This is a genomic window from Streptococcus criceti HS-6 (assembly GCF_000187975.2).
GTDB lineage: Bacteria > Bacillota > Bacilli > Lactobacillales > Streptococcaceae > Streptococcus > Streptococcus criceti.
Window position 1 is genome coordinate 865,062 of sequence record NZ_AEUV02000002.1, and the last position, 21,920, is coordinate 886,981.

Annotated in this window: 17 protein-coding genes and 2 pseudogenes; 18 read left to right on the forward strand and 1 reads right to left on the reverse strand. The window is 44.5% G+C overall.

Annotation, left to right across the window (positions count from 1 at the left end):
- Positions 1 to 47 precede the first annotated feature (47 nt).
- The 5 genes from STRCR_RS11970 to STRCR_RS11635 all read left to right on the forward strand — a co-directional run bounded on the left by STRCR_RS11970 (position 48) and on the right by STRCR_RS11635 (position 12,921).
- Positions 48 to 5,663: a collagen-flanked surface repeat-containing protein gene (locus STRCR_RS11970; protein ID WP_004228292.1), complete on the forward strand. Its 5,616-nt coding sequence runs from the start codon at positions 48 to 50 to the stop codon at positions 5,661 to 5,663.
- A gap of 561 nt (positions 5,664 to 6,224) precedes the next feature.
- On the forward strand, positions 6,225 to 8,657 hold the full coding sequence (locus tag STRCR_RS04190) for a collagen-flanked surface repeat-containing protein (protein WP_004227179.1): 2,433 nt from the start codon (positions 6,225 to 6,227) through the stop codon (positions 8,655 to 8,657).
- 456 nt (positions 8,658 to 9,113) lie between these two features.
- Positions 9,114 to 10,385: a tetratricopeptide repeat protein gene (locus STRCR_RS04200; protein WP_004227413.1), complete on the forward strand. Its 1,272-nt coding sequence runs from the start codon at positions 9,114 to 9,116 to the stop codon at positions 10,383 to 10,385.
- A 3-nt stretch (positions 10,386 to 10,388) separates the two neighbouring features.
- A complete protein-coding gene (locus tag STRCR_RS04205) occupies positions 10,389 to 11,516 on the forward strand; it encodes a glycosyltransferase (protein WP_004227927.1) in 1,128 nt (375 codons plus the stop codon).
- Between the two features lie 351 nt (positions 11,517 to 11,867).
- Positions 11,868 to 12,921 (forward strand): IS630 family transposase gene (locus STRCR_RS11635; RefSeq protein WP_100207980.1). Its coding sequence is split into 2 segments (ribosomal slippage): positions 11,868 to 12,308 and positions 12,310 to 12,921, totalling 1,053 coding nucleotides; the frame shifts between segments, so codons are not numbered across the junction.
- 4 nt (positions 12,922 to 12,925) lie between these two features.
- Here STRCR_RS11635 and STRCR_RS12495 read toward each other — a convergent pair.
- Positions 12,926 to 13,282 (reverse strand): annotated as a pseudogene (locus STRCR_RS12495) (IS982 family transposase); the annotation flags it as partial.
- 145 nt (positions 13,283 to 13,427) lie between these two features.
- Between STRCR_RS12495 and STRCR_RS12500 the strand changes: the two are divergent.
- The 13 genes and pseudogenes from STRCR_RS12500 (at position 13,428) to STRCR_RS04275 (ending at position 21,905) form a co-directional block, all read left to right on the forward strand.
- On the forward strand, positions 13,428 to 13,538 hold the full coding sequence (locus STRCR_RS12500; RefSeq protein WP_081478772.1) for a DUF4339 domain-containing protein: 111 nt from the start codon (positions 13,428 to 13,430) through the stop codon (positions 13,536 to 13,538).
- 239 nt (positions 13,539 to 13,777) lie between these two features.
- Complete coding sequence (locus tag STRCR_RS04220) at positions 13,778 to 14,305, forward strand: YqeG family HAD IIIA-type phosphatase (protein WP_004225942.1); 528 nt, start codon at positions 13,778 to 13,780, stop codon at positions 14,303 to 14,305.
- Positions 14,305 to 15,411 carry a ribosome biogenesis GTPase YqeH gene (gene yqeH, locus STRCR_RS04225; protein WP_004227056.1) on the forward strand — a complete coding sequence of 369 codons (1,107 nt, stop codon included), beginning with the start codon at positions 14,305 to 14,307 and terminating at the stop codon, positions 15,409 to 15,411. Before STRCR_RS04220 ends, yqeH begins: the two co-directional genes overlap by 1 nt.
- A gap of 14 nt (positions 15,412 to 15,425) precedes the next feature.
- On the forward strand, positions 15,426 to 15,797 hold the full coding sequence (locus STRCR_RS04230) for an MGMT family protein (RefSeq protein WP_004228909.1): 372 nt from the start codon (positions 15,426 to 15,428) through the stop codon (positions 15,795 to 15,797).
- 45 nt (positions 15,798 to 15,842) lie between these two features.
- Complete coding sequence (yhbY, locus tag STRCR_RS04235) at positions 15,843 to 16,154, forward strand: ribosome assembly RNA-binding protein YhbY (protein ID WP_004229864.1); 312 nt, start codon at positions 15,843 to 15,845, stop codon at positions 16,152 to 16,154.
- A 154-nt stretch (positions 16,155 to 16,308) separates the two neighbouring features.
- Positions 16,309 to 16,941 (forward strand): nicotinate-nucleotide adenylyltransferase, encoded by a 633-nt coding sequence (locus tag STRCR_RS04240; protein WP_004225366.1) that lies wholly within the window; start codon positions 16,309 to 16,311, stop codon positions 16,939 to 16,941.
- Positions 16,941 to 17,534 (forward strand): bis(5'-nucleosyl)-tetraphosphatase (symmetrical) YqeK, encoded by a 594-nt coding sequence (gene yqeK, locus STRCR_RS04245; protein WP_004229402.1) that lies wholly within the window; start codon positions 16,941 to 16,943, stop codon positions 17,532 to 17,534. The genes STRCR_RS04240 and yqeK overlap by 1 nt, the downstream gene beginning before the upstream one ends.
- Positions 17,535 to 17,537: 3 nt before the next feature.
- A pseudogene (locus STRCR_RS04250) lies at positions 17,538 to 18,050 on the forward strand (isochorismatase family protein).
- Between the two features lie 18 nt (positions 18,051 to 18,068).
- Positions 18,069 to 18,422: a ribosome silencing factor gene (gene rsfS / locus STRCR_RS04255; protein ID WP_004229939.1), complete on the forward strand. Its 354-nt coding sequence runs from the start codon at positions 18,069 to 18,071 to the stop codon at positions 18,420 to 18,422.
- A gap of 198 nt (positions 18,423 to 18,620) precedes the next feature.
- Entirely contained in the window at positions 18,621 to 19,358 is a 738-nt protein-coding gene (locus STRCR_RS04260; protein ID WP_004228952.1) for a class I SAM-dependent DNA methyltransferase, read from the forward strand.
- Between the two features lie 157 nt (positions 19,359 to 19,515).
- The gene (locus tag STRCR_RS04265; protein WP_004226836.1) at positions 19,516 to 20,418 is read left to right on the forward strand and encodes a Fic family protein; all 903 of its coding nucleotides are present in this window, start codon (positions 19,516 to 19,518) and stop codon (positions 20,416 to 20,418) included.
- 133 nt (positions 20,419 to 20,551) lie between these two features.
- Entirely contained in the window at positions 20,552 to 21,652 is a 1,101-nt protein-coding gene (locus tag STRCR_RS04270; RefSeq protein ID WP_003048841.1) for a nucleotidyltransferase, read from the forward strand.
- A 1-nt stretch (position 21,653) separates the two neighbouring features.
- Positions 21,654 to 21,905, forward strand: a complete 252-nt coding sequence (locus tag STRCR_RS04275; RefSeq protein ID WP_004229345.1) for a type II toxin-antitoxin system Phd/YefM family antitoxin — start codon at positions 21,654 to 21,656, stop codon at positions 21,903 to 21,905.
- Positions 21,906 to 21,920: the final 15 nt, after the last annotated feature.

The window sequence follows — 21,920 nt, forward strand, 5'->3', positions numbered from 1 at the left end:
GGGAGAAATTTTGGGAGTTGAATAAATAAAAGGGAGGAAGTTATTCTATGGGTGCAAAACATAGAAAGCAGAAATACTTGATTCAAAAGAAAGAGTATTTCTCAATCCGGAAATTTAAGTTCGGGGCGGCGTCTGCTTTGATTGGTATTAGCTTGTTTACCTCAGGCGCAGTTATGGCAGAGGAACAAGCGCAGTTGCCAGCAAATACGTCGGCAACTGAACAAGTGCAGGCTAATGCTCCAGATAGTTCAACAACTACTGTTGAGTTGCCTGATCAATCTGCTACAACAACGACACCAAGTAGTCAAACACAAGCAGAGAACTCAGTTCCTACAAATGGGGAAGAAGTAGTTACATCAGCAGCTGATACAACTACAAGTTCAGCCGCTGATAGTAAATCTCAGGAAAAGGCAGATTCTCAAGGGGTTAATCAAGCAGAAACACCACAGGTAGAAACTGCCAAAACGGTTGCTCAAGATAAGGATAATACCTATATTTTTTATAAAGTCCGTTATTTTGAGCAAAATCCAGATGGAACAAAGACTTTAGTTACTCAAACACCAGCTAAGTCTGTCGTTGTTCCAACAAATGAAGCTGATATTAAGATGGTCATTGAGTCAGCAAACCTACGTTTGCCATCTCTTTATGGCTATACTTTGTCAGATTGGGGTCAATCAACACAAGGTGTTGTTGCTTCTGAGTTAAAGAAGACAAAGTACATTGATTTTTATGTAAAACGTATTGATAATTCAGCTGTTGCAACAGCGACAAATGGTGAGTCAAGTGTACAAATTCAAGATACACAAGATGTTACAGAGCAGCTTGGTGGGAATGCTCAAAGTTCTTTAAATATTACAGCTAGCCGTAATTATCAAGTTATTAATGAAGCTAGCAATATTCGTCCAATTGTTATTACTGTAACCAAGAGTGGTAAAGAAGCGGAAGTTTCACAAGATGCTAATGACGATAAAAAGGCACAAGTAACTTTCACTTATACTAAAGAAGGACTTGCCGGTGAACAAGCTGGGCTTCCAGCAGGTTTAACCTTTAATGCTGAAACTGGAAAAATTGAAGGAACTGTTCTTCAATCTGGTCAATATAGCATTACAGCTAGAGCGCAGGTTGGTAAGGATGCACCTGCTACCACAACCTTTGACCTTGATGTTAACGCATTACCAAAGAGTGATCAGGCTGTTTTTGCAGGTCATGCGATTAGCAGTATAGCTGTTAATGGAGGTAGTCAAGCAACTGCTACTAACTTTAGCTACAGTGCTATTGTCAATGGACAAACTATCATGGGACAAGGTCTTCCAGAAGGTCTTTCTTATGATAAAACAACTGGAAAGATAACAGGGCAGGTTACTCAACCAGGGACTTATACTATTCTTTCTCAAGCTAGTGTAGCTGCGACCAATCTTGATGGCAGTTATGCCAATACTGGTGCGGTTACTTATGTGACAGAAAGTCATCTCTATGTCGCTAAGGCAGTCACTCAAGGACAAGCTGTACCTAGGGTAACACTGACTGCGACTGCTGCAACCAACCCAACTATTGCACCAGTTCAACCAACTAACGTCCAAACAGGTGAGTCTGTCTTTAGGGCAATTATGAATCCTGAAACAGTAGATGGTGTTGATGGTGCGATGAAACTTGGAGATTTCTCTGAAGCTAACCATGAGTATGATACCGCTATTGGTTATCATGCGAAGACTAATACAGGTGTACCAGCTAATAACGGTGGTGCGGTTGCCATTGGTGTTCACACAACTGCTAATGGTGAAAATGCAATTGCTATTGGTAATGGTTCAACATCTAGTGACAACTCTGCAATTGCTCTTGGTGGCAAGTCTTCAGGAGTTGGTGCTATTAATATTAGTTACCAAGGTTCTGCCAACGGTAGTTCGGCTGTCAATGTTGGATATTATGCTAAGACTAATGGAGAATATGGCACTGCCATTGGTGGACAAGCCAAATCTACAGGTATTTTAGCCACAGCTATTGGGGGTAATAGTTCAGCTAATGACTATCGCTCAACGGCTATTGGTGCTCAAAGTGGTGCAGATGGGTATAATACAACTGCTATTGGTTCAGGAAGTAAGGCGATTGCTACTAATGCTACGGCTATTGGTACAGGTGGCTCAGCTACTTATGATAATTCAGCAACTATTGGTTCTGACTCTAAGACTGATGCAGCCGCAACTCGTGAAACTCAAGCCACAGTTAATGGTATTACTTACTCTGGATTTGCTGGTTCTTCTGATGCGATTGAAGAAGGTTCACAAGTTTCAGTTGGTTCTAAAGATCATGAACGTCAAATCAAGAATGTGGCAGCGGGTGCTGTTAGTGAAGAGTCAACAGATGCTATTAATGGTTCTCAATTGTATCTATTTGAAAAGAACTCTCATTGGACAGTAACCACAGGTACTGCTGGTACTGGTACACAGACACAAGTTCATGATACAGATGTTGCTCCTGATAATCAGGATGTTCATAGTGGTGATAAAGTAACCTTCCGTGCGGGTAACTATCTCAATATTGAACAAAATGGCGATGTTATCACTTATTCTGTAAATACTCAAAAACCAAAACTTGAAGTTGTTAGTGATGGTAAAGGTGGCTATACAATCAAGTATACAGATGCCTTTGGTCAATACTCTGAAGCACCATTTACTGTTGCAACAATCAAGGGTGAAAAAGGTGATAAGGGTGAAGACGGTAAGAATGGTAAAGACGGTAAGTCTGCTATGGCGACTGTTGAGACTAAAGCAGATGGTACCAAAGTAATCACTACTGGCTATGATCAAGATGGCGATGGCACGATATCTAATAACGAGCGTACCAGTGCAACCGTTAAGGATGGTGCCACCGGAGCCACAGGTGCGGATGGTAAAGATGGTAAGTCAGCTAGTGCGACTGTAACTGATAACAATGATGGTACTAAGACTATTACCATTACCAACGCTGATGGCTCAACCACAACAGCCACTGTTAAGGACGGTAAGGACGGTAAGTCAGCCAGTGCGACAGTGACCGACAACAATGACGGCACTAAGACCATTACCATCACCAACGCTGATGGTTCAACGACAACAGCTACTGTTAAGGATGGCGCTACAGGTGCAGATGGTAAATCAGCTAGCGCAACCGTGACCGACAACAATGACGGTACTAAGACTATTACCATTACCAATGCTGATGGCTCAACCACAACAGCCACTGTTAAGGACGGTAAGGACGGTAAGTCAGCCAGCGCAACCGTGACCGACAACAATAACGGTACTAAGACCATCACGATCACCAACGCTGATGGTTCAACCACAACGGCCACCGTTAAGGATGGCGCAACAGGAGCCACAGGAGCCACAGGTGCCGACGGTAAAGATGGTAAGTCAGCCAGTGCGACAGTGACCGACAACAATGACGGCACTAAGACCATTACCATCACCAACGCTGATGGTTCAACGACAACAGCTACTGTTAAGGATGGCGCTACAGGTGCAGATGGTAAATCAGCTAGCGCAACCGTGACCGACAACAATGACGGTACTAAGACTATTACCATCACCAACGCTGATGGTTCAACCACAACAGCAACCGTTAAGGATGGTGCCACTGGAGCAACAGGTGCGAATGGTAAAGATGGTAAGTCAGCTAGCGCAACCGTAACTGACAACAATGATGGTACTAAGACTATTACCATCACCAACGCTGATGGCTCAACCACAACAGCCACTGTTAAGGACGGTAAGGACGGTAAGTCAGCTAGCGCAACTGTGACCGACAACAATGACGGCACTAAGACCATTACGATTACCAACGCCGACGGTTCAACGACAACGGCAACTGTTAAGGATGGCGCAACAGGAGCCACAGGAGCCACAGGTGCCGACGGTAAAGATGGTAAGTCAGCCAGTGCGACAGTGACCGACAACAATGACGGCACTAAGACCATTACCATCACCAACGCTGATGGTTCAACGACAACAGCTACTGTTAAGGATGGCGCTACAGGTGCAGATGGTAAATCAGCTAGCGCAACCGTGACCGACAACAATGACGGTACTAAGACTATTACCATTACCAACGCTGATGGCTCAACCACAACAGCAACCGTTAAGGATGGTGCTACAGGTGCAGATGGTAAAGATGGTAAGTCAGCTAGCGCAACTGTGACCGACAACAATGACGGTACTAAGACTATTACCATTACCAACGCTGATGGCTCAACCACAACAGCCACTGTTAAGGACGGTAAGGACGGTAAGTCAGCTAGCGCAACTGTAACTGACAACAATAACGGTACTAAGACTATTACCATCACCAACGCTGATGGTTCAACCGCAACAGCAACCGTTAAGGATGGTGCCACTGGAGCAACAGGTGCGAATGGTAAAGATGGTAAGTCAGCTAGCGCAACTGTAACTGACAACAATAACGGTACTAAGACCATTACCATCACCAACGCTGATGGTTCAACCACAACAGCAACCGTTAAGGATGGCGCAACAGGTGCCACCGGAGCCACAGGTGCAGACGGTAAAGATGGTAAATCAGCCAGCGCAACCGTAACTGACAACAATGATGGTACTAAGACTATTACCATTACCAATGCTGATGGCTCAACCACAACAGCCACTGTTAAGGACGGTAAGGACGGTAAGTCAGCCAGCGCAACCGTGACCGACAACAATAACGGTACTAAGACCATCACGATCACCAACGCTGATGGCTCAACCACAACAGCCACTGTTAAGGACGGTAAGGACGGTAAGTCAGCCAGTGCGACAGTGACCGACAACAATGACGGCACTAAGACCATTACCATCACCAACGCTGATGGTTCAACGACAACAGCTACTGTTAAGGATGGCGCTACAGGTGCAGATGGTAAATCAGCTAGCGCAACCGTGACCGACAACAATGACGGCACTAAGACTATTACCATTACCAACGCTGATGGCTCAACCACAACAGCAACCGTTAAGGATGGTGCTACAGGTGCAGATGGTAAAGATGGTAAGTCAGCCACAGCTCGCGTGATTGATAATGGTGACGGTACTTACACCATCACTATTACCGATGCAGATGGTAAGACATCAGAAGTGACAGTTCGCAACGGTAAAGATGGTCGTGACGGTGTTGATGGTAAAGATGGTAAATCACCATCAGTAGAAGTTGTTGATAATGGCGATGGAACCTACACCATCATTACTAGAGATGGCGATGGCAAGGAAATTTCCCGCGTAACCGTTCGTGACGGTAAAGATGGTAAAGACGGTAAAGATGGTAAAGATGGTAAGTGCGATTGCAAACCATGTGATCCTGATAAGCCATTGCCACCTCTTCCGCCAATCACCCCTGACAAACCGGATAAACCAAGTCAGCCGAACAAACCAACGCAACCGGATAAACCAAGTCAGCCAAGCAAACCTAATAAACCAGGTAGGCCAAACAAACCAACTCCTAACAAACCAAGTCAACCAAGCAAACCAGTAACCTTGACTGGCCAACCAAGTGCTTCAGCTACAGTAGCTAAGCAGGCGGCAAACCAATTACCGGCAACTGGTGAGCAAGACAATGGTTTAGCAAGTCTAGTAGGAGTAGGTCTAATGCTAGTAGCGATGACTGGACTAGTTGCTAAAAAACGTAAGGATGATGCTTAATTACCATTAAGCAAAGGCCATGAGATTAGCTTTTAAACACAAGTAGCAGGTGAATAAAAGCTAACATTTGGAGAGGAGCATTTGTTCCTCTCCTTTTTTAATTAAAAACACTGCCAATAAAACGATTAATACTCATTTAATTTCAAAAGCTAATTTTTTGATCGTTTCTAAAGTCGTGCGGACGCAAGCGACTTCCTTGGGAATGCCATTGCTAAGATTGAGCCTAAGTCTCCAAAATTCCGTTGGGGCTGGGAAAAAGTCCTCAGGTTCCTTAATTTGAGAGGTCACCAACCATTGACACAGTGGTTGATTGGAAGTTCTTATCCCTTGTCTCACAAGTGATAGCGTTTGACACTAACTCCGTTAGCTCTATCTACCCACTTTGATAGTCTCTCCCCAGACTATCAAAGCAAAACCAATGTGCGGAGGTAGGAGTACACGTAGCCCCGAACCAGAAAATAAGAGAGTGAGGGAAATCGATTTCTGTCCCACTCTCATTCCACCAATGCTACGACAGGCAAGATTGAAGGTAGCCCGCTATTAGCAGAAAACTATACTATTTTGTCGCAAGCCAGTCGTCAAGCAACTAAACCAGATGGTACATTTGCTGGTACAGGTGCTGTAACCTATGTGACAGAAACCAAATTATATGTCGCTCATCAGGAAAATTCTGGTTTACCAGTCATTACGGCAGGTGTTACTGAAAATACTCTTGATGCCACTGTTTCAACCCTTGATTCATCCGCCTTGGTGGCAAGAAATACGGTCCTACGTGCTTTCCCTTCAAATGACATCCACTACTTCAGCGTGGAGGATAAAGGGAAGCAACAGACTAACTATAACAACGAAGGTGCCACAGGAAACATGGCAGTGGGTGCGGCTGCAAGTGCAACGGGAGATAATGCAGTCTCAGTAGGTTCAGCAACAGTTGCAACTGATAAAAGTGCAGTTGCGATTGGTACAGCTTCTCAAGCGACAAGTACAAGTACAGTCGCTTTAGGTGAAAGTACGATTGCTTCTGGTATAAGTGCCTTAGCATTTGGTCGTGCTGCTAAAGCCCAAGGAGACAATGCAGTATCTATCGGTCATCTTTCCAAAGCCAATGGATTAAGTAGTACCGCACTCGGTCACAATGCCAAAGCATTAGGCACAAGTAGTAGTGCCCTCGGACAAAGTTCTAACGCCGCAACAGCTCAATCTATTGCTATCGGCTGGAGTTCTAAAAACTTAGCGGCAGATGCAGCTACTGGCACAGGAGGAGAGCAGGGTATTGCAATAGGTTATCTCGCTGAAACTAGTGGAACTAGAGCAATTGCCATCTCCCGTGACAGTAAAGCCAGTGCAACAGATGCAATTGCTATGGGGTGGAAGGCAAATTCATCACAAGTCAACACTATCGCCATCGGTCGTGAGGTTAATGCTAATGCAGCACAAGCTATCGCTGTTGGTCTCAAAGCTAATGCTTCTGGTCAGAATTCAACAGCAATCGGTAATGCTGCTAATGCCAGTGTTAACAACGCAGTTGCTATTGGTACAACTGCGAGTGCAACCCATGCAAATAGTGTAGCTTTAGGTGCTAATAGTACGACTTCTGCCGCAGTAGCAACCAATTCTGCCACAGTTAATGGCATTTCTTATAGTGGTTTTGCTGGGAATGCCCCAACGAGCGTCGTATCTATTGGTCAGACAGGACAAGAGCGTCAACTTACAAATGTAGCCGCAGGTCAAATTACAGCAACATCTACGGATGCTATCAATGGTAGCCAATTGTATAATGTGGCTAACAATTTGGCTTGGAGTATCAACACAGGAATAGTGGGTTCAGGAACACAAAATAATGTTCATACAACAGCAGCAGGTCCTGAAGAATATAAGGTTTCTAATAATACGGTCACATTCCAAGCAGGTAATGGTCTCAATATTGAACAAGTGAATAACGTCATTACTTATTCACTGAATTTGAAAGCTCCTACGATGAATATTACTTCTGACGGTAGCGGTAATTATACAGTCACTTATACTGATACTTTCGGTCAAGAGATAAGTTCAAACTTCAGTGTTGCAACAATCAAAGGTGAAAAAGGAGATACTGGAGCTACCGGTGCACCAGGTCGTGATGGTATAGATGGTAAGTCAGCTATGGCGACTGTAATTGATAATGGCAATGGCACCAAAGTCATTACTACTGGCTATGACCAAGATGGCGATGGTACTATATCTGATAATGAACGGACCAGTGCGACTGTGGTAGATGGTAAAGATGGCGCCACAGGAGCTGCAGGTCGTGATGGTGTTGACGGTGTTTCACCAAGTGTTGCTATAACTGACAATGGCGACGGCACGAAAGTGATAATCATTAGCAACGCAGATGGCTCAACGACAACCGCCACAGTAAGAGATGGTGCAACAGGAGCAACGGGCGCTACGGGAGCCACAGGAGCTGCAGGTCGTGATGGCGTAGACGGTAAGTCAGTCAGTGCAACTGTAACTGATAACGGTGACGGTACTTACACCATCACTATTACTGATACAGATGGTAACATCTCAGAAATAACAGTTCGTGATGGCAAGGATGCTAAATCACCATCGGTAGAGGTTGTTGATAACGGTGACGGCACTTATACCATCATTACTAGAGATGGCGATGGTAAGGAAGTTTCCCGCGTGACTGTCCATGACGGTAAAGATGGGAAATGTGATTGCAAACCAAGTGATCCCAATAAACCATTACCACCACTTCCGCCAATTATTTCTGATAAACTAAATAGTTCAAGTCAGTCTTACAAACCTACTAAACTAGGTAAATCTAGCAAATCTATGTCTCTAACAGGTCGACCAAGTGATTCAACCCCAGTAGTTAATTCTAAGCAAGGGGCCAACCAACTACCAGCAACTGGGGAGCAAGACAATGGTCTAGCAAGTCTAGTAGGTGTAGGTTTACTGTTAGTAGCTACAACTGGTTTAGCTAGAAAAAAACGTGAAGGGGAAGTTTAATTCCATTAAGACAAAGTCGTAAAATAAGCTTTTGAACACAAGTAGTAGGTGAAAAAGTTGCGACAATGATGGTTACTTCACAAACTAAGGAACCTGAGGACTTTTTATACGTAATCTTCAAAGATTTCATTATTTGTGGGTGAGTGGGAAACCATCATAGACGTCTGTCCCACTCTCATAACGGGATTTTTGAGACTTAGGCTCAAAAATTAGCAATGGCATTCCCAAGGAAGTCGCTTGCGTCCGCACTATTTTAGAAACTATCAAAAAATTAGCTTTTGAAATTAAATGAGTATTAGTTGTTGGTGAGAGCCAAGTCATCATGATTGTCTGTCCTGCTCCCTTTTTTAATTAAAATTAATATGATAGAATTATTAAAATTCAAAGAAATGTGATAAAATAGCAGGGGCGGTATTATTCGTAAAACGTAAAATAGAAGCAAATAAGGAGAGGACAATGGCAGTTATTACATCTAGAGAAGAGAAAGAAGCCTTGGTTAAGCAGTTGCTTGCTATTACCTATCAACATTCAAGACGTAAAGAATACCAACAAGCTCGTGACTTAGCTCTTGAAATCAATGGCATTCTTCCTAATATTCCTCAAGTCCTATCTGATATTGCAACCTATTCAATTTTTTTACAGGATTGGGTTAAAGCGATTGAGTATGCCTTACTGTGTATTAGTATTGAGCCAAAGCATATCAATTCACATGATGTATTGGCACACGCTTTTGGAGCACTATACGATTGGGAGCCTGCTGGGCAATATGGTCGAAAAGCTCTGGAACTTCGAGATGAGGTCAGCTGTGCAAATAATAAGGTTCCCCCTCAGCTACCTAGCAAAATATCCCTAAAAGGTAAACAAAATATCATTAGTTTTTCGCTCTATGGCGCTAGCCCTGATTATAATGAAACAGCGGTGTTAAATGCGGAATTGGTAGATGAGTTTTATCCCGACTGGCGTTGCCGGTTCTATGTTGATGAGACGGTGCCACAATCAACCCTAGCTCGTCTAGAAGCCCATAAAGCCGAAATAATCTATGCAACACCCGAGATGAAAAAACTGCCACCCACCATGTGGCGATTTTTAGCCCTAGAAGATCCAAATGCTGGCTATGTCATTTTTAGAGATGCGGATTCTGTTATTTCAAGACGTGAAGCAACAACCGTTGAGGAGTGGGTAAAGAGTGGTCGTCGGTTTCACACCATTCGTGATTCGGGTGCTCATACTGAGTTGATTATGGCAGGTTTATGGGGGGCTTTGGCAGGTAGTGTTCCCCAGTTTTCGCAAAAGATGTTTACCTATGTGCAGACCACTTCACTCCATCCACGCTTTGCGGATCAATTCTTCCTAAGGGACTATATCTGGCAGTATGTCCGGCAAGATCTCTATGCTAGCGACCGCCTGTTTGGCTTTTTTGAGGCTCATCCGATAACGTCAGTTGGAGAAAATTATGATATCACCCACATTGGTTGTGACGAGGGTGGTTATTATAAGAGAATTGATTTAAATTATGAAGACGGACAGAAACTTACCTGGCGCTTGTATAGTCAGATTAGTCCACTTCCTAATGACGATTTGAGCCCACGCTATATCCCTGAGCGTTTTATCTGCGAGTATGAGGCTGTTGTCAAAGATAGGGCCGTCAGTGTTTGTGTGCCTAAACGTTATGGCGATGGTCTAACTACAGGAAAATCAAGACTTGAAATACTAGTAGCTAAGGAGTAAGTAATGACCAAGATTGTTTTAAACATGATTGTTAAGGATGAAGCTCATATCATTGAAGAAACATTAGAAAATCTTGTTAGCAACCTAGCCTTTGATTACTGGGTAATTTCTGATACGGGTTCAACAGACCAGACACCAGAAATTATTAAAACCTTCTTCAAAGAAAAAGGAATTAAAGGTGAATTGTTTTATGATAAATGGCAGAATTTTGCCCATAATCGGAACAAGGCTCTTGAGCATGCCAGAGGAAAAGGAGATTATATCTTTGTTTTCGATGCTGACGATAAGATAGAAGGGGAGCTGTCTTTGCCTGACCCCTTAACTGCAGATGCCTATTATCTAGAATTTTCAACAGAATTTGCAGAAACCGTCTATCGTCGTATTTCCCTTTTCAAAAATCGCCCAGATATCTATTGGCGGGGTGTTCTCCATGAGTTCATTGACCTGCCAGAAGGTTCTTCTATTAGTACCATCTTAGGGGCCTATCGCTTGATTTCTAGAAGGAAGGGCAGTCGCAATCTAGATGAGAAAAAATATCTCAAAGATGCTCAGCTTTTGGAAAAGGCCATCCTAGATAATCAAGATCCCGACTTATTGCCACGTTATGTCTTTTATTGCGGACGTTCTTATCGTGATGCAGATGAGCCTAAACGAGCCCTTCCTTGGTTTGAAAAACGGGCTCATATGACAGAGGGTTGGTCGGAAGAGGCCTATTGTTCTGCCCTTACTGCTGGTAATCTCTATGAAAATCAAGGTAATTTAAAGATGGCAGACTACTGGTGGGAGCAGGCAACGGTTATTAATCCTAAACGTGCAGAAGCCTGGCATCAATTAGCGCGCAGTCATCGGGAACGTCAAGAACACCATCTCGCTTTTGCCTTTGCCTATATGGCTAAAGATCTGGAAGCTGATACTGCCAATCTCTTTGTTTGGCAGTCAAGCTATGACTATTGGGTTGCCTTTGAACTTCTATCTGCCGGTGTCCAGCTTGGTCGCTTCCAAGAAGCCTATGAAGGATTTTCTAAACTGCTAAAATCATCCCAAAAAGAATTAGCCAGACCATTCTACAAGCACTTAGAAAACTTTCTACCCTACCTAGATGCTGATATCTTACAGTACCTAGCAGACTAGTTCTAACTGTTGAGATGGAGTGAGACAAAAATCGGTATTTGGGAGAAATCGATTGCCCTCACTTTCTCATTTTTCGGTTCAGGCTGCGTGTACTCCCACCTCCGCACAGTTGGTTTTGCTTTGATAGTCTGGGGAGAGACTATCAAAGTAGGTAGATAGAGCTAATGGAGTTAGCGTCAAAGATAGTCTAGGAATAGACTATGGAAGTGGGTAAATAAAGCTAACGAAGTTAGTGTCAAACGCTATCACTTGTGAGACAAGGGATAAAAACTTCCAACTACTGCGTCAAAGTCTTGTTTATGTCGCAAACTAACACTTAACAAAAATCAAAAATAGCGATATAATATAGTCATGACACTAGAAATTACACCAGCACAAGCACAAGAACTAAAACAAGCCCTTAAAGATAAGGCAAATGATAAACACTATAGAAAACTTCATGCCCTCCTCCTACACTATGAGGGAAAGAGTTTGACTGCTATTGGAAAAGAAGTTGGTCTCGTTCATCAAACCATACGTAACCTTATCACTCGCTATCAAGAAGGAGGCCTCTCAGCTATCTTAAAGGAAAAACGAGGCGGCCGCCGCCGCTCTTATCTAACCGTTGAAGAAGAGCAGGCCTTCCTAAAAGAGCAGTTTGAACAAGCCATTGATGGTAAATTTATTACTATCGAAGCCCTTTTTGATGCTTATCAAAAACGCGTGGGGCATCCCACTACTCGCGAAGGATTTTATGCCCTCCTTAAACGACACGGTTGGCGCAAAGTTAGCCCTAGACCTCAACATCCCAAGAAAGCAGACGCTCAAGTTATTGAAGTGTCTAAAAATAAAATCTATAGTCAAGAGCGCCCGTAAGCGCTTCAAATATAGTCGCCGTTATAACAAGGTGCGTCTTATGTATCAAGATGAAGCCGGTTTTGGGCGCATTAGTAAGTTAGGAAAATGCTGGCCCCCGCAAGGCGTCCGTCCGATTGTGGCTAGCCATCATATTCGAGAATTCCGCTACTGTTATGGGGCTGTTGATGCCCATACGGGGCACTCCTTTTTCCTTATCGCAGGTGGCTGTAATACTGAATGGATGAATGAATTTTTACGAGGCTTGTCTGAGCAGTTTCCGGATGACTACATCGTACTGGTTATGGATAATGCCGTGTGGCATAAGTCTAAGAGTTTAGAGGTTCCTCACAATATCGAGTTTACTTTCATTCCACCCTACACGCCTGAGATGAACCCAATTGAACAAGTCTGGGCAGAAATTCGTAAACGCGGTTTCAAGAACAGGATGTTTAGAAGTCTCAATGACGTCATTGATAAGCTACAAGAAGTGATTAGAGGTTTGCATTGGAGCACTTTAAAAAGCATTGTTCGTAGAAATTGGACATCCGCTATTTTTGATTTTGGATGAGTATTAGATTACGGATGGGATGACATAAGGCACAGGGAAAACTGTCAATCAGGCCAAATGAAGAGGTTTCACAAAGGAAAGATACCATAAAGTAGCGCATGCGTTGGATGCTTTGGGAAAGGTTTTGACAAATCCGACAAAAGCGGGAACGTTCTGGAAAGTCATTAGGAAAAAGGCTATAACGAATGGCTCGATAAATTGAGCTGGCTGTTCGGCACCCCTCTTGAATGGCCCAGAGATAACTAGCTATAATAACGACATCTGGTTGCTTTTGTAAGTGAACGTTTCGCCGATGCCTCACGCAGTAAGGAACGAAGCGGTCATAAAGTGTACTCACTTTTGTTAGCAAAACTGAAAAGATATCTTGTGTTTGATGTGGATTTGCGAGATAATAGTCTTGGCTTTGCCTATCATTCCCTCATTTCGTGGTTGTTCTGAGTTTATGATAGGCAAAGTTTTTTATTTTGGCTAGTGTTAACTAGCACAACGGGTATTATCATGTAGTTATTGATGGTCAGGCCTATGGTCCCTATGACATCTCCAGCCTATCCCAAATGAAAACAAAAAGTCAGTTTAATCCAGATACTCTTGTCTGGAAACAAGGAATGAAAGACTGAATTAAGGCAGGTTCTGTTGATGAACTTTCATCGCTTTTTGATAATCCCATGCCACCAATTCCTGAACAAGATTAGTTGAGTATCAACTTCCATTTCACAAATACAATCACCTCCGTAGGGCCACGTAATCCAACGGAGGTTCTTTCTTATGGTAACCTTCAAATTCCCCCCTTTTTTCCTCCTCAACTCGCCTTCAAAGTATGCTATAATAAGGGGTACTATTAGTTTTGGAGAAAGTTGTGAGTCTAGAAGATTACTTGCCGACCTTCGCGGTCGAAGCTGTTTATGATTTGAAGCCTGAGAGCCTGAGAAAACACGGGATTTCAGCGGTTTTAGTGGATTTGGATAATACCCTCATTGCTTGGAATAATCCTGATGGGACCCCTGAGCTAAGGGAGTGGTTGGACGATATGACCGAGGCCGATATACCGGTGGTGGTAGTTTCCAATAATAAACACGAGCGGGTCAAGCGCGCGGTTGAGCCCTTCCATGTGGACTTTATCAGTCGGGCTATGAAGCCCTTCACCCGTGGGATTAATCAGGCCATTGAGCGTTACGGTTTTGACCGTGAAGAGGTGGTTATGGTTGGGGACCAACTCATGACCGACATCAGGGCCTGCCATAGGGCTGGTATCCGTTCGATTCTGGTCAAGCCTCTGGTAACCTCAGATGCTTGGAATACCAAGTTTAATCGAGCCAGAGAGCGACGGGTCATGAAAAAAATTGCCCAAAAGTATGGTCCGCTCAAGTATCAAAAGGAAATTTAATGGAAGAATTATACTGTATCGGCTGTGGGGCCAAGATTCAAAGTCAGGACAAGGAAGCTCCTGGCTATACACCCCAGTCCAGCATTGAAAAAAGTCAGGAGACAGGCGAGCTCTATTGCCAACGCTGTTTCCGCCTGCGCCACTACAATGAGATTGTCGATGTGGCCATCTCTGATGATGACTTCCTCAAGCTTCTCCACGAGGTGGGAGACAGCGATGCCTTAATCCTAAATGTGGTTGATATTTTCGACTTTAACGGTTCGGTTATCCCCAGTCTCAGTCGTTTTGTTGCCGGCAATGATGTCCTCCTAGTCGGTAACAAGAAGGATATTCTCCCCAAGTCGGTCAAGAATGGCAAGGTGACCCAATGGCTGACCGAGCGTGCCCATGAAGAGGGCCTGCGACCAGTTGATGTTCTCTTGACTTCCGCTCAGAATGGTCAGGCCATCAAGGAATTGATTGCGCGCATTGAAAAGCTGCGGGCTGGGCGTGATGTCTATGTGGTTGGTGTGACTAATGTCGGCAAGTCAACCCTGATCAATGCTATTATCAAGGAAATCACTGGAGATCAGGAGGTTATAACCACCTCACGCTTTCCGGGGACGACCCTGGATAAGATTGAAATTCCGCTGGATGATGGTGCTTATATCTTTGATACTCCAGGGATTATTCACCGCCACCAGATGGCCCACTACCTGTCGGCCAAGGACCTCAAGTTTGTCAGTCCCAAGAAGGAAATCAAGCCCAAGACCTACCAGCTCAATCCCGAGCAAACCCTGTTTTTAGGGGGCTTAGGTCGTTTTGATTTTGTAGAAGGTGACAAACAGGGCTTTACAGCTTATTTTGACAATAATCTCAAGCTCCACCGCACCAAACTAGAGGGGGCCGATGATTTTTACCTCAAGCACGCTGGCAGTCTTTTGACGCCACCTTCTGCTAAGGAAGTGGCTAATTTTCCCAAATTGGTCCGCCATGAATTTACCATCACGGGGAAAACCGATGTGGTCTTTTCTGGACTAGGTTGGGTTCGGGTTAATGGTAGCGCCAGGGTTGCAGCCTGGGCTCCCGAGGGTGTCGGGGTCATGGTTCGCAAGGCCATCATCTAAGAAAGGTAGAAAGTATGAGTCAGTCAACTTTTATTCCGCCAGATAAATATGCCAAAGCTATTCGACAAATACCCTATGGCAAAGTGGTGACCTTGGCTGACTTGCGGGCCTACTTAGGGCAGAGTGACAGTGTTCCAGTTTTCTCGGGAATAGCCACTCTGATTGTTGCCTGGTCTGAGGAGGATGAGTCAATACCCTATTGGCGGGTACTCAAGTCAGGTGGAGAAGTCAATGCCAAGTATCCCGGTGGTCTGGAAGCTCAGAAAGTCTTGCTGGAAGCAGAAGGCCATCGCATCATTCAAAAAGGGAAAACTAAGATGAAATACTATGTCAAAGATTATCAAGAGCAGTCTTATCTGTTTGATGTCAAAAGAAATCTCATGTAAATTTTGGACCAGCTCTGCTATTTTCACAAATAAAAAGGAAAAAATATGACATTAACATCAAAACAAAGAGCCTTTCTTAATAGTCAGGCCCATACTATGAAGCCGGTCGTTCAGGTTGGTAAGAACGGTCTCAATGACCAGATTAAGACCAGTGTTCGCCAGGCCCTTGATGCCCGTGAGCTGATTAAGGTCAAGCTCTTGCAGAATACGGATGAAAACATTCACGAAGTCGCTGACATTTTAGAGGAAGAAATTGGCGCTCAATCCGTTGCCAAAACCGGTCGAGTTCTGACCCTCTACAAACAATCCGCCAAAAAGGAAAACCGCAAACTTTCGCAGAAGGTGAAAGAAATTTGAGATTAGGGTGCTTAGAGCACCTTTTTCTTTTCTTGAGAAACTGTTCTTATTGGAATTACAGGGTAAATGGTCTCTTTCCCAACTTTTTCTTTATCCCTAATTATGCTATAATGGTGGCTAAAAGAGTTGATTTCTAGAGCGTGAGGAGATGGCTATGGCACTGGATTTAGTAACGCCTTTCACCAAGGTTGAATTGGAAGAAGAGGTTAAAGAAACTGGTCGCAAGCAGGTCGGTATTTTGGGCGGAAATTTTAATCCCGTCCATAATGCCCATCTAATTGTGGCCGACCAGGTGCGCCAACAGTTGGGGCTGGATGAGGTCCTGCTCATGCCCGAATACCTGCCCCCTCATGTGGATAAGAAGGAAACCATTAGTGAGGCCCACCGTCTCAATATGCTGATGCTGGCTATCAATGGGGTTGAAGGTCTGGATATTGAGACCATCGAGTTGGAGCGTAAGGGTATTAGCTATTCTTACGATACCATGAAGTACCTGACTGAGGAAAATCCCGATACCGATTATTACTTTATCATCGGGGCTGATATGGTTGAGTACCTGCCTAAGTGGCATCGGATTGATGAGTTGGTTGACCTGGTGCAATTTGTTGGTGTTCAAAGACCAAAATTCAAGGCAGGAACCTCCTATCCCGTTATTTGGGTGGATGTTCCCCTCATGGACATCTCCTCAACAGCCGTCAGAGAGTTGATTAAGACGGGGCACACGCCTAATTTCATGGTACCCCAATCAGTTCTGGCCTATATCAAGAAAGCGGGGCTTTATCGTTAATGTATGAGACATTTTTAGGTCGTCCTTATGACCGCCAGCAACTTTTAGACCTTATGCAAGACCGCCTGTCTGCCAAGCGCTTCCAGCACTGTCTGGGTGTGGAGCAGGCGGCTAGACATTTGGCCCAACTCAATGATTGTTCTCTGGAAAAGGCTGGCCTGGCCGGTCTCTTGCATGATTATGCCAAAGAGCTCTCAGACAGTGATTTTCTGGCCTTGATTGATAAGTATTCCTTGGACCCCGACTTAAAAAACTGGGGCAATAATATCTGGCATGGTAAGGTTGGTATTTACAAGATTCAAGAAGATTTGGGACTGACAGATGCTGAAATCCTCAAAGCCATTGAAGACCACACGACAGGTAGTCACCAGATGACCACCTTGGATAAGATTGTTTATGTGGCCGATTATATTGAGGATAACCGTGATTTTCCTGGGGTGAACCAGGCTCGGCAAATAGCGGAGCAATCCCTAGATAAGGCCGTCGCCTACGAAACGGCCCATACGCTGGCCCACTTGATTGAGCGAAAATTGCCCATCTACCCGCAAACCATTGACACCTACAATGCCTTTGTCGGGAAGTTGAAGGACTAGCCAGTGAAGACAGCACTGATATTAATTGACTGCCAGCAGGCTTTGATAGCTAGTCTTCCCTATCGTCTTGATGAATTCATTGAGACAGTAAAGGAAAGTCTGACCTTGGCAGAAAGTAAAGGCTGGGAGCTTATTTGCCTTCGTCATTGTGATGAGGAATTGACCCCTGGTTCTGAAGGTTGGCAAGTCACAGAGCAGCTCAATCTCCCCGATGGGGTTAAATATTTTGATAAAGGCTTCAATAGTATTTTTTAAGAAACTGGTTTAGCCGATTATTTATGGCAAGAGTCCATTGACCGCCTGATACTTTTAGGCTTACAAACGCAATATCGCATGGATACGTCTTGTAAGGTAGCTTTTGAATTGGGCTATGAAGTCCTTATTCCTAAAGAGGGGCATACAACATTTTCTACAGACCGACTATCTGCCAAACAACTCATTGAGCATTATGAAGCCATATGGGACGGTCGTTTTGCCAAACTGGTATCCCTAGAGAAATTAGGAAAATTAAACTAAAAAAGGAAAAATGAATAGATGACAAAAGATGAACTATTGAAAATTGTTGTGCAGGCCGCTGATGAGAAGCGGGCGGAGGATATTGTGGCTTTGGCTTTGGCCGGTTTGACCAGTCTTACTGACTACTTCATCATTATGAGCGCCATGAATACCCGCCAGTTGGAGGCTATTGCGGACAATATCCGTGAAAAGGTTAAGGAAGCTGGTGGCGATGCCAGCCATATTGAAGGTGACAGCAAGACCGGCTGGGTTCTCTTGGACCTCAACGATTGTGTTGTCCACCTCTTCTCGCAAGAAGCACGGGAACATTTTAATCTGGAAAAACTCTGGCACCAAGCACCCATGGTGGATGTGTCGGCTTATCTAGCATAAGATGAGAGCGGGACAAAAATCGTGATTCCGTCAAATTAATTTTGTCGTCCCGCCTCCGCACAGTTGATTAGGTTGGCCGCTATCACTTGCTTTGCAAGGGATAAGGACTTCCAATCAACCACTTTTTCAAGATGTTTAATCTTGAAAAAGTAAAAATTTAAAGACTTTTGTCTCTAACTCTTTACTATGGAGTATGGCATGACTAAGAATTATGAAAAATTTGCATCGGTCTACGATGCCATTATGGACGACAGTCTCTATGACCAATGGACAGAATTTTCCCTCCGCCATTTTCCCAAGGGCAAGAAAAAATTGCTAGAATTGGCCTGCGGAACGGGGATTCAGTCAGTTCGCTTCGCCCAGGCGGGCTTTGATGTGACGGGCCTAGACCTCAGTCAGGAGATGTTAAGCCTGGCCCAGAAAAGAGCCCAAGTGGCAGGTCTGACTATCAGCTTCATCCAAGGTGACATGCTGGACCTTTCCCAAGCTGGCAGTTTCGACTTGGTGACTTGCTATTCGGACTCCATTTGTTACATGAAGGACGAGGTCGATGTCGGTGATGTCTTCCAGCAAGTCTATAATCAGCTTAATGACGGTGGTGTCTTTATCTTTGACGTCCACTCCACCTATCAGACGGATGACATTTTCCCTGGGTATTCCTACCATGAAAATGCGGAAGACTTTGCCATGGTCTGGGATAGCTATGCTGACGAGGCTCCCCACTCGGTGGTTCACGAGCTGACCTTTTTTATTCAGGATGCTGACGGTCGTTTCACCCGCTACGATGAGGTCCATGAGGAGCGGACCTATGACATCCTGACCTACGACATTCTACTCGAACAAGCCGGCTTTAAGACCCGCAAGGTTTACGCAGATTTCACAGACCGGGACCCCACCCCAACTAGTCAGCGGTGGTTCTTCGTGGCGGAGAAGTAGAAAAGATAACCTCAACTTGTCCATCTAACTCAGTACTAAAGGGTGCTGAGTTTTTCTATTGTTCCGTTAATCCTAAAATGTTGTTCCGTTAAATCAGCTATCCTTCCGAACTATGCTATAATATTAACCATATAAAGAGGTGAATGGAGGGATGTCTATGTATATGACAGTAAAGCAGGCCGCTGAATTGTGGGGGATTTCGGATCGTCGTGTACGGGCATTATGCAGTCAAGGAAAGATTCTAGGTGCTATTCATGAAGGTCGGCTGTGGAAAATTCCTTTAAATGCTAAGAAACCTGTTGATAGCCGTTATAAAAAGTCGAATAGCCTTCTAAAACAGATTGCTAAAAAAATGGACCAGTTATCAAGTTTGCGTCCCCTGACTAGCGGAGAAGTAGAACGTCTTAATGAGGAATTTACGGTAGAATATACCTACAATTCAAATGCTATTGAAGGAAATACTCTGACACTACGTGAAACTGATTTGGTGTTACGTGGTTTGACAATCAACCAGAAACCTCTCAAAGATCACATGGAGGCTATTGGTCATCGTGAAGCTTTCCAATATGTTCAAAGTATGGTTGCTGAAGGACAACCTTTGACTGAGAGAGTTATTAAAGACATTCATCATCTAGTCTTGTCTGATAAGAAGGATGATAGAGGAGTTTATCGTAAAGTGCCTGTTCGTATTATGGGGGCTAGCAATGAGTCTGTACAACCCTATATGATTCGTCCTATGATGGAGCAGTTGTTAGAGAGATATGTTAGTAGCCATGATAATATTGTGGCAAAGTTGGCTAGATTTCATCTCGAATTTGAAAGTATTCATCCCTTCATTGATGGGAATGGACGTACAGGAAGACTTCTTGTTAACTTAGAGTTGATGAAGGCCGGTTATCCACCAATTGATATCAAATTTACAGACAGGCTTGCTTATTATCAAGCTTTTGAGGAGTTTCATGCCAAAGGAAGCATAAACTCAATGGAGAATCTTTTTGCACGATATATTAATGAGCGTTTGGATAGCTATTTAACGATTCTCTCGGCAGAAAATCCTTGAAAAACCTAATTGAATGCGGGCTAAAATCCTAGTAAAAAAGAGAATCGTCCTCGTGTCCGAGTGACACTTGCGTCCGATTCCTATTTTTATACGGATTTCTTAACGCCCTTATATCTTGCGAAAGGAGCATCACTTGACAGTTACCGGTATTATCGCAGAGTTCAACCCCTTCCACAATGGTCATCGTCACCTTCTGGAGCAGAGCCAGGGCGTGACCGTCGTGGCCATGTCGGGCAATTTCGTCCAGCGAGGCGAACCAGCCCTGATTGATAAGTGGACCAGGGTCCAGATGGCTTTGGAAAATGGAGCTGACCTAGTGGTTGAGCTCCCCTTTCTGGTAGCCGTCCAATCGGCTGATTACTTTGCCCAAGGGGGAGTTGACCTTTTAGCCAAACTTGGGGTTGACCAGCTCATGTTTGGAACGGAAGAAGTTATTGACTACCAGCGACTCTCGCAAGTCTATGCCCAAAAATCACAGGAAATGGAAGCCTATCTGGCTAGTTTGCCAGATAAGCTGAGCTACCCGCAAAAGACACAGAAAATGTGGGAAGTCTTCGCAGGAGTGAATTTTACAGGCAAGACCCCCAACCATATTTTGGGGCTGGCCTATGCCAAGGCAGTAGCCAAGAGAGGCCTTGCCCTCAGACCGATCCAGCGATTGGGGGCCGGTTATCACTCCGAAAGCAAGTCCGAGCAGATTGCCTCGGCGACCGCTATTCGCAAGCACCTGGACGACCGAGATTTCCTAGCCCAGACCGTTCCCGACAGCCAGTTCTTGGAACAAGCCAGCAAGGTTGTCTGGGCCGACTATTTCCCCTTGCTCAGATATCAGATTCTGACCAATCCCGACCTGACTAAGATTTTTCAGGTTAATGAGGAATTGGCCAGCCGCATTAGCTCAGCCATAAAAGAAGTAACCAGCCTGGACGAATTAGTGGAGCTGGTGGCCACCAAGCGCTATACCAAGGCCAGAATCCGCAGGGTTCTGACCTATATTCTGGTCCAGGCGCAAGAAAGCCCCCTGCCTCAAGCCATCCATGTCTTGGGCTTCAACCAAAAAGGCCAAGACCACCTCAAGACTATCAAGAATCAAGTTCAACTGGTCAGCCGTATCGGCAAGGAGCCTTGGGACAGCCAGAGCCAAAAAGCCGACGCAGTCTACCAGCTCGGCAACTCCGCTATCAAAGAGCAAAACTGGGGCCGGGTGCCGGTGAGGATAGAAGAGGAGAACTAACATGGAAACAATAAGTTTTGATGAATTTAAAGATGATATAGAAGCCTACATGAAGCAGGTCAACCGGACTGTCCAACCGATAGTAGTAACCTCTACCTCTGAAGATGAAATGCAAGATGTCGTCATCCTATCAAAGAAGGAGTGGGATGGCTACCAGTCAACCTGGGAGATTTCTCAAAACAAATACCTGTCAGATAAAATTATTGCAGGCTTAGCCGAAGCTAGAAGTGGTAAAGCCAAGGAGAGATTATGATGACCTAGTTAGTGC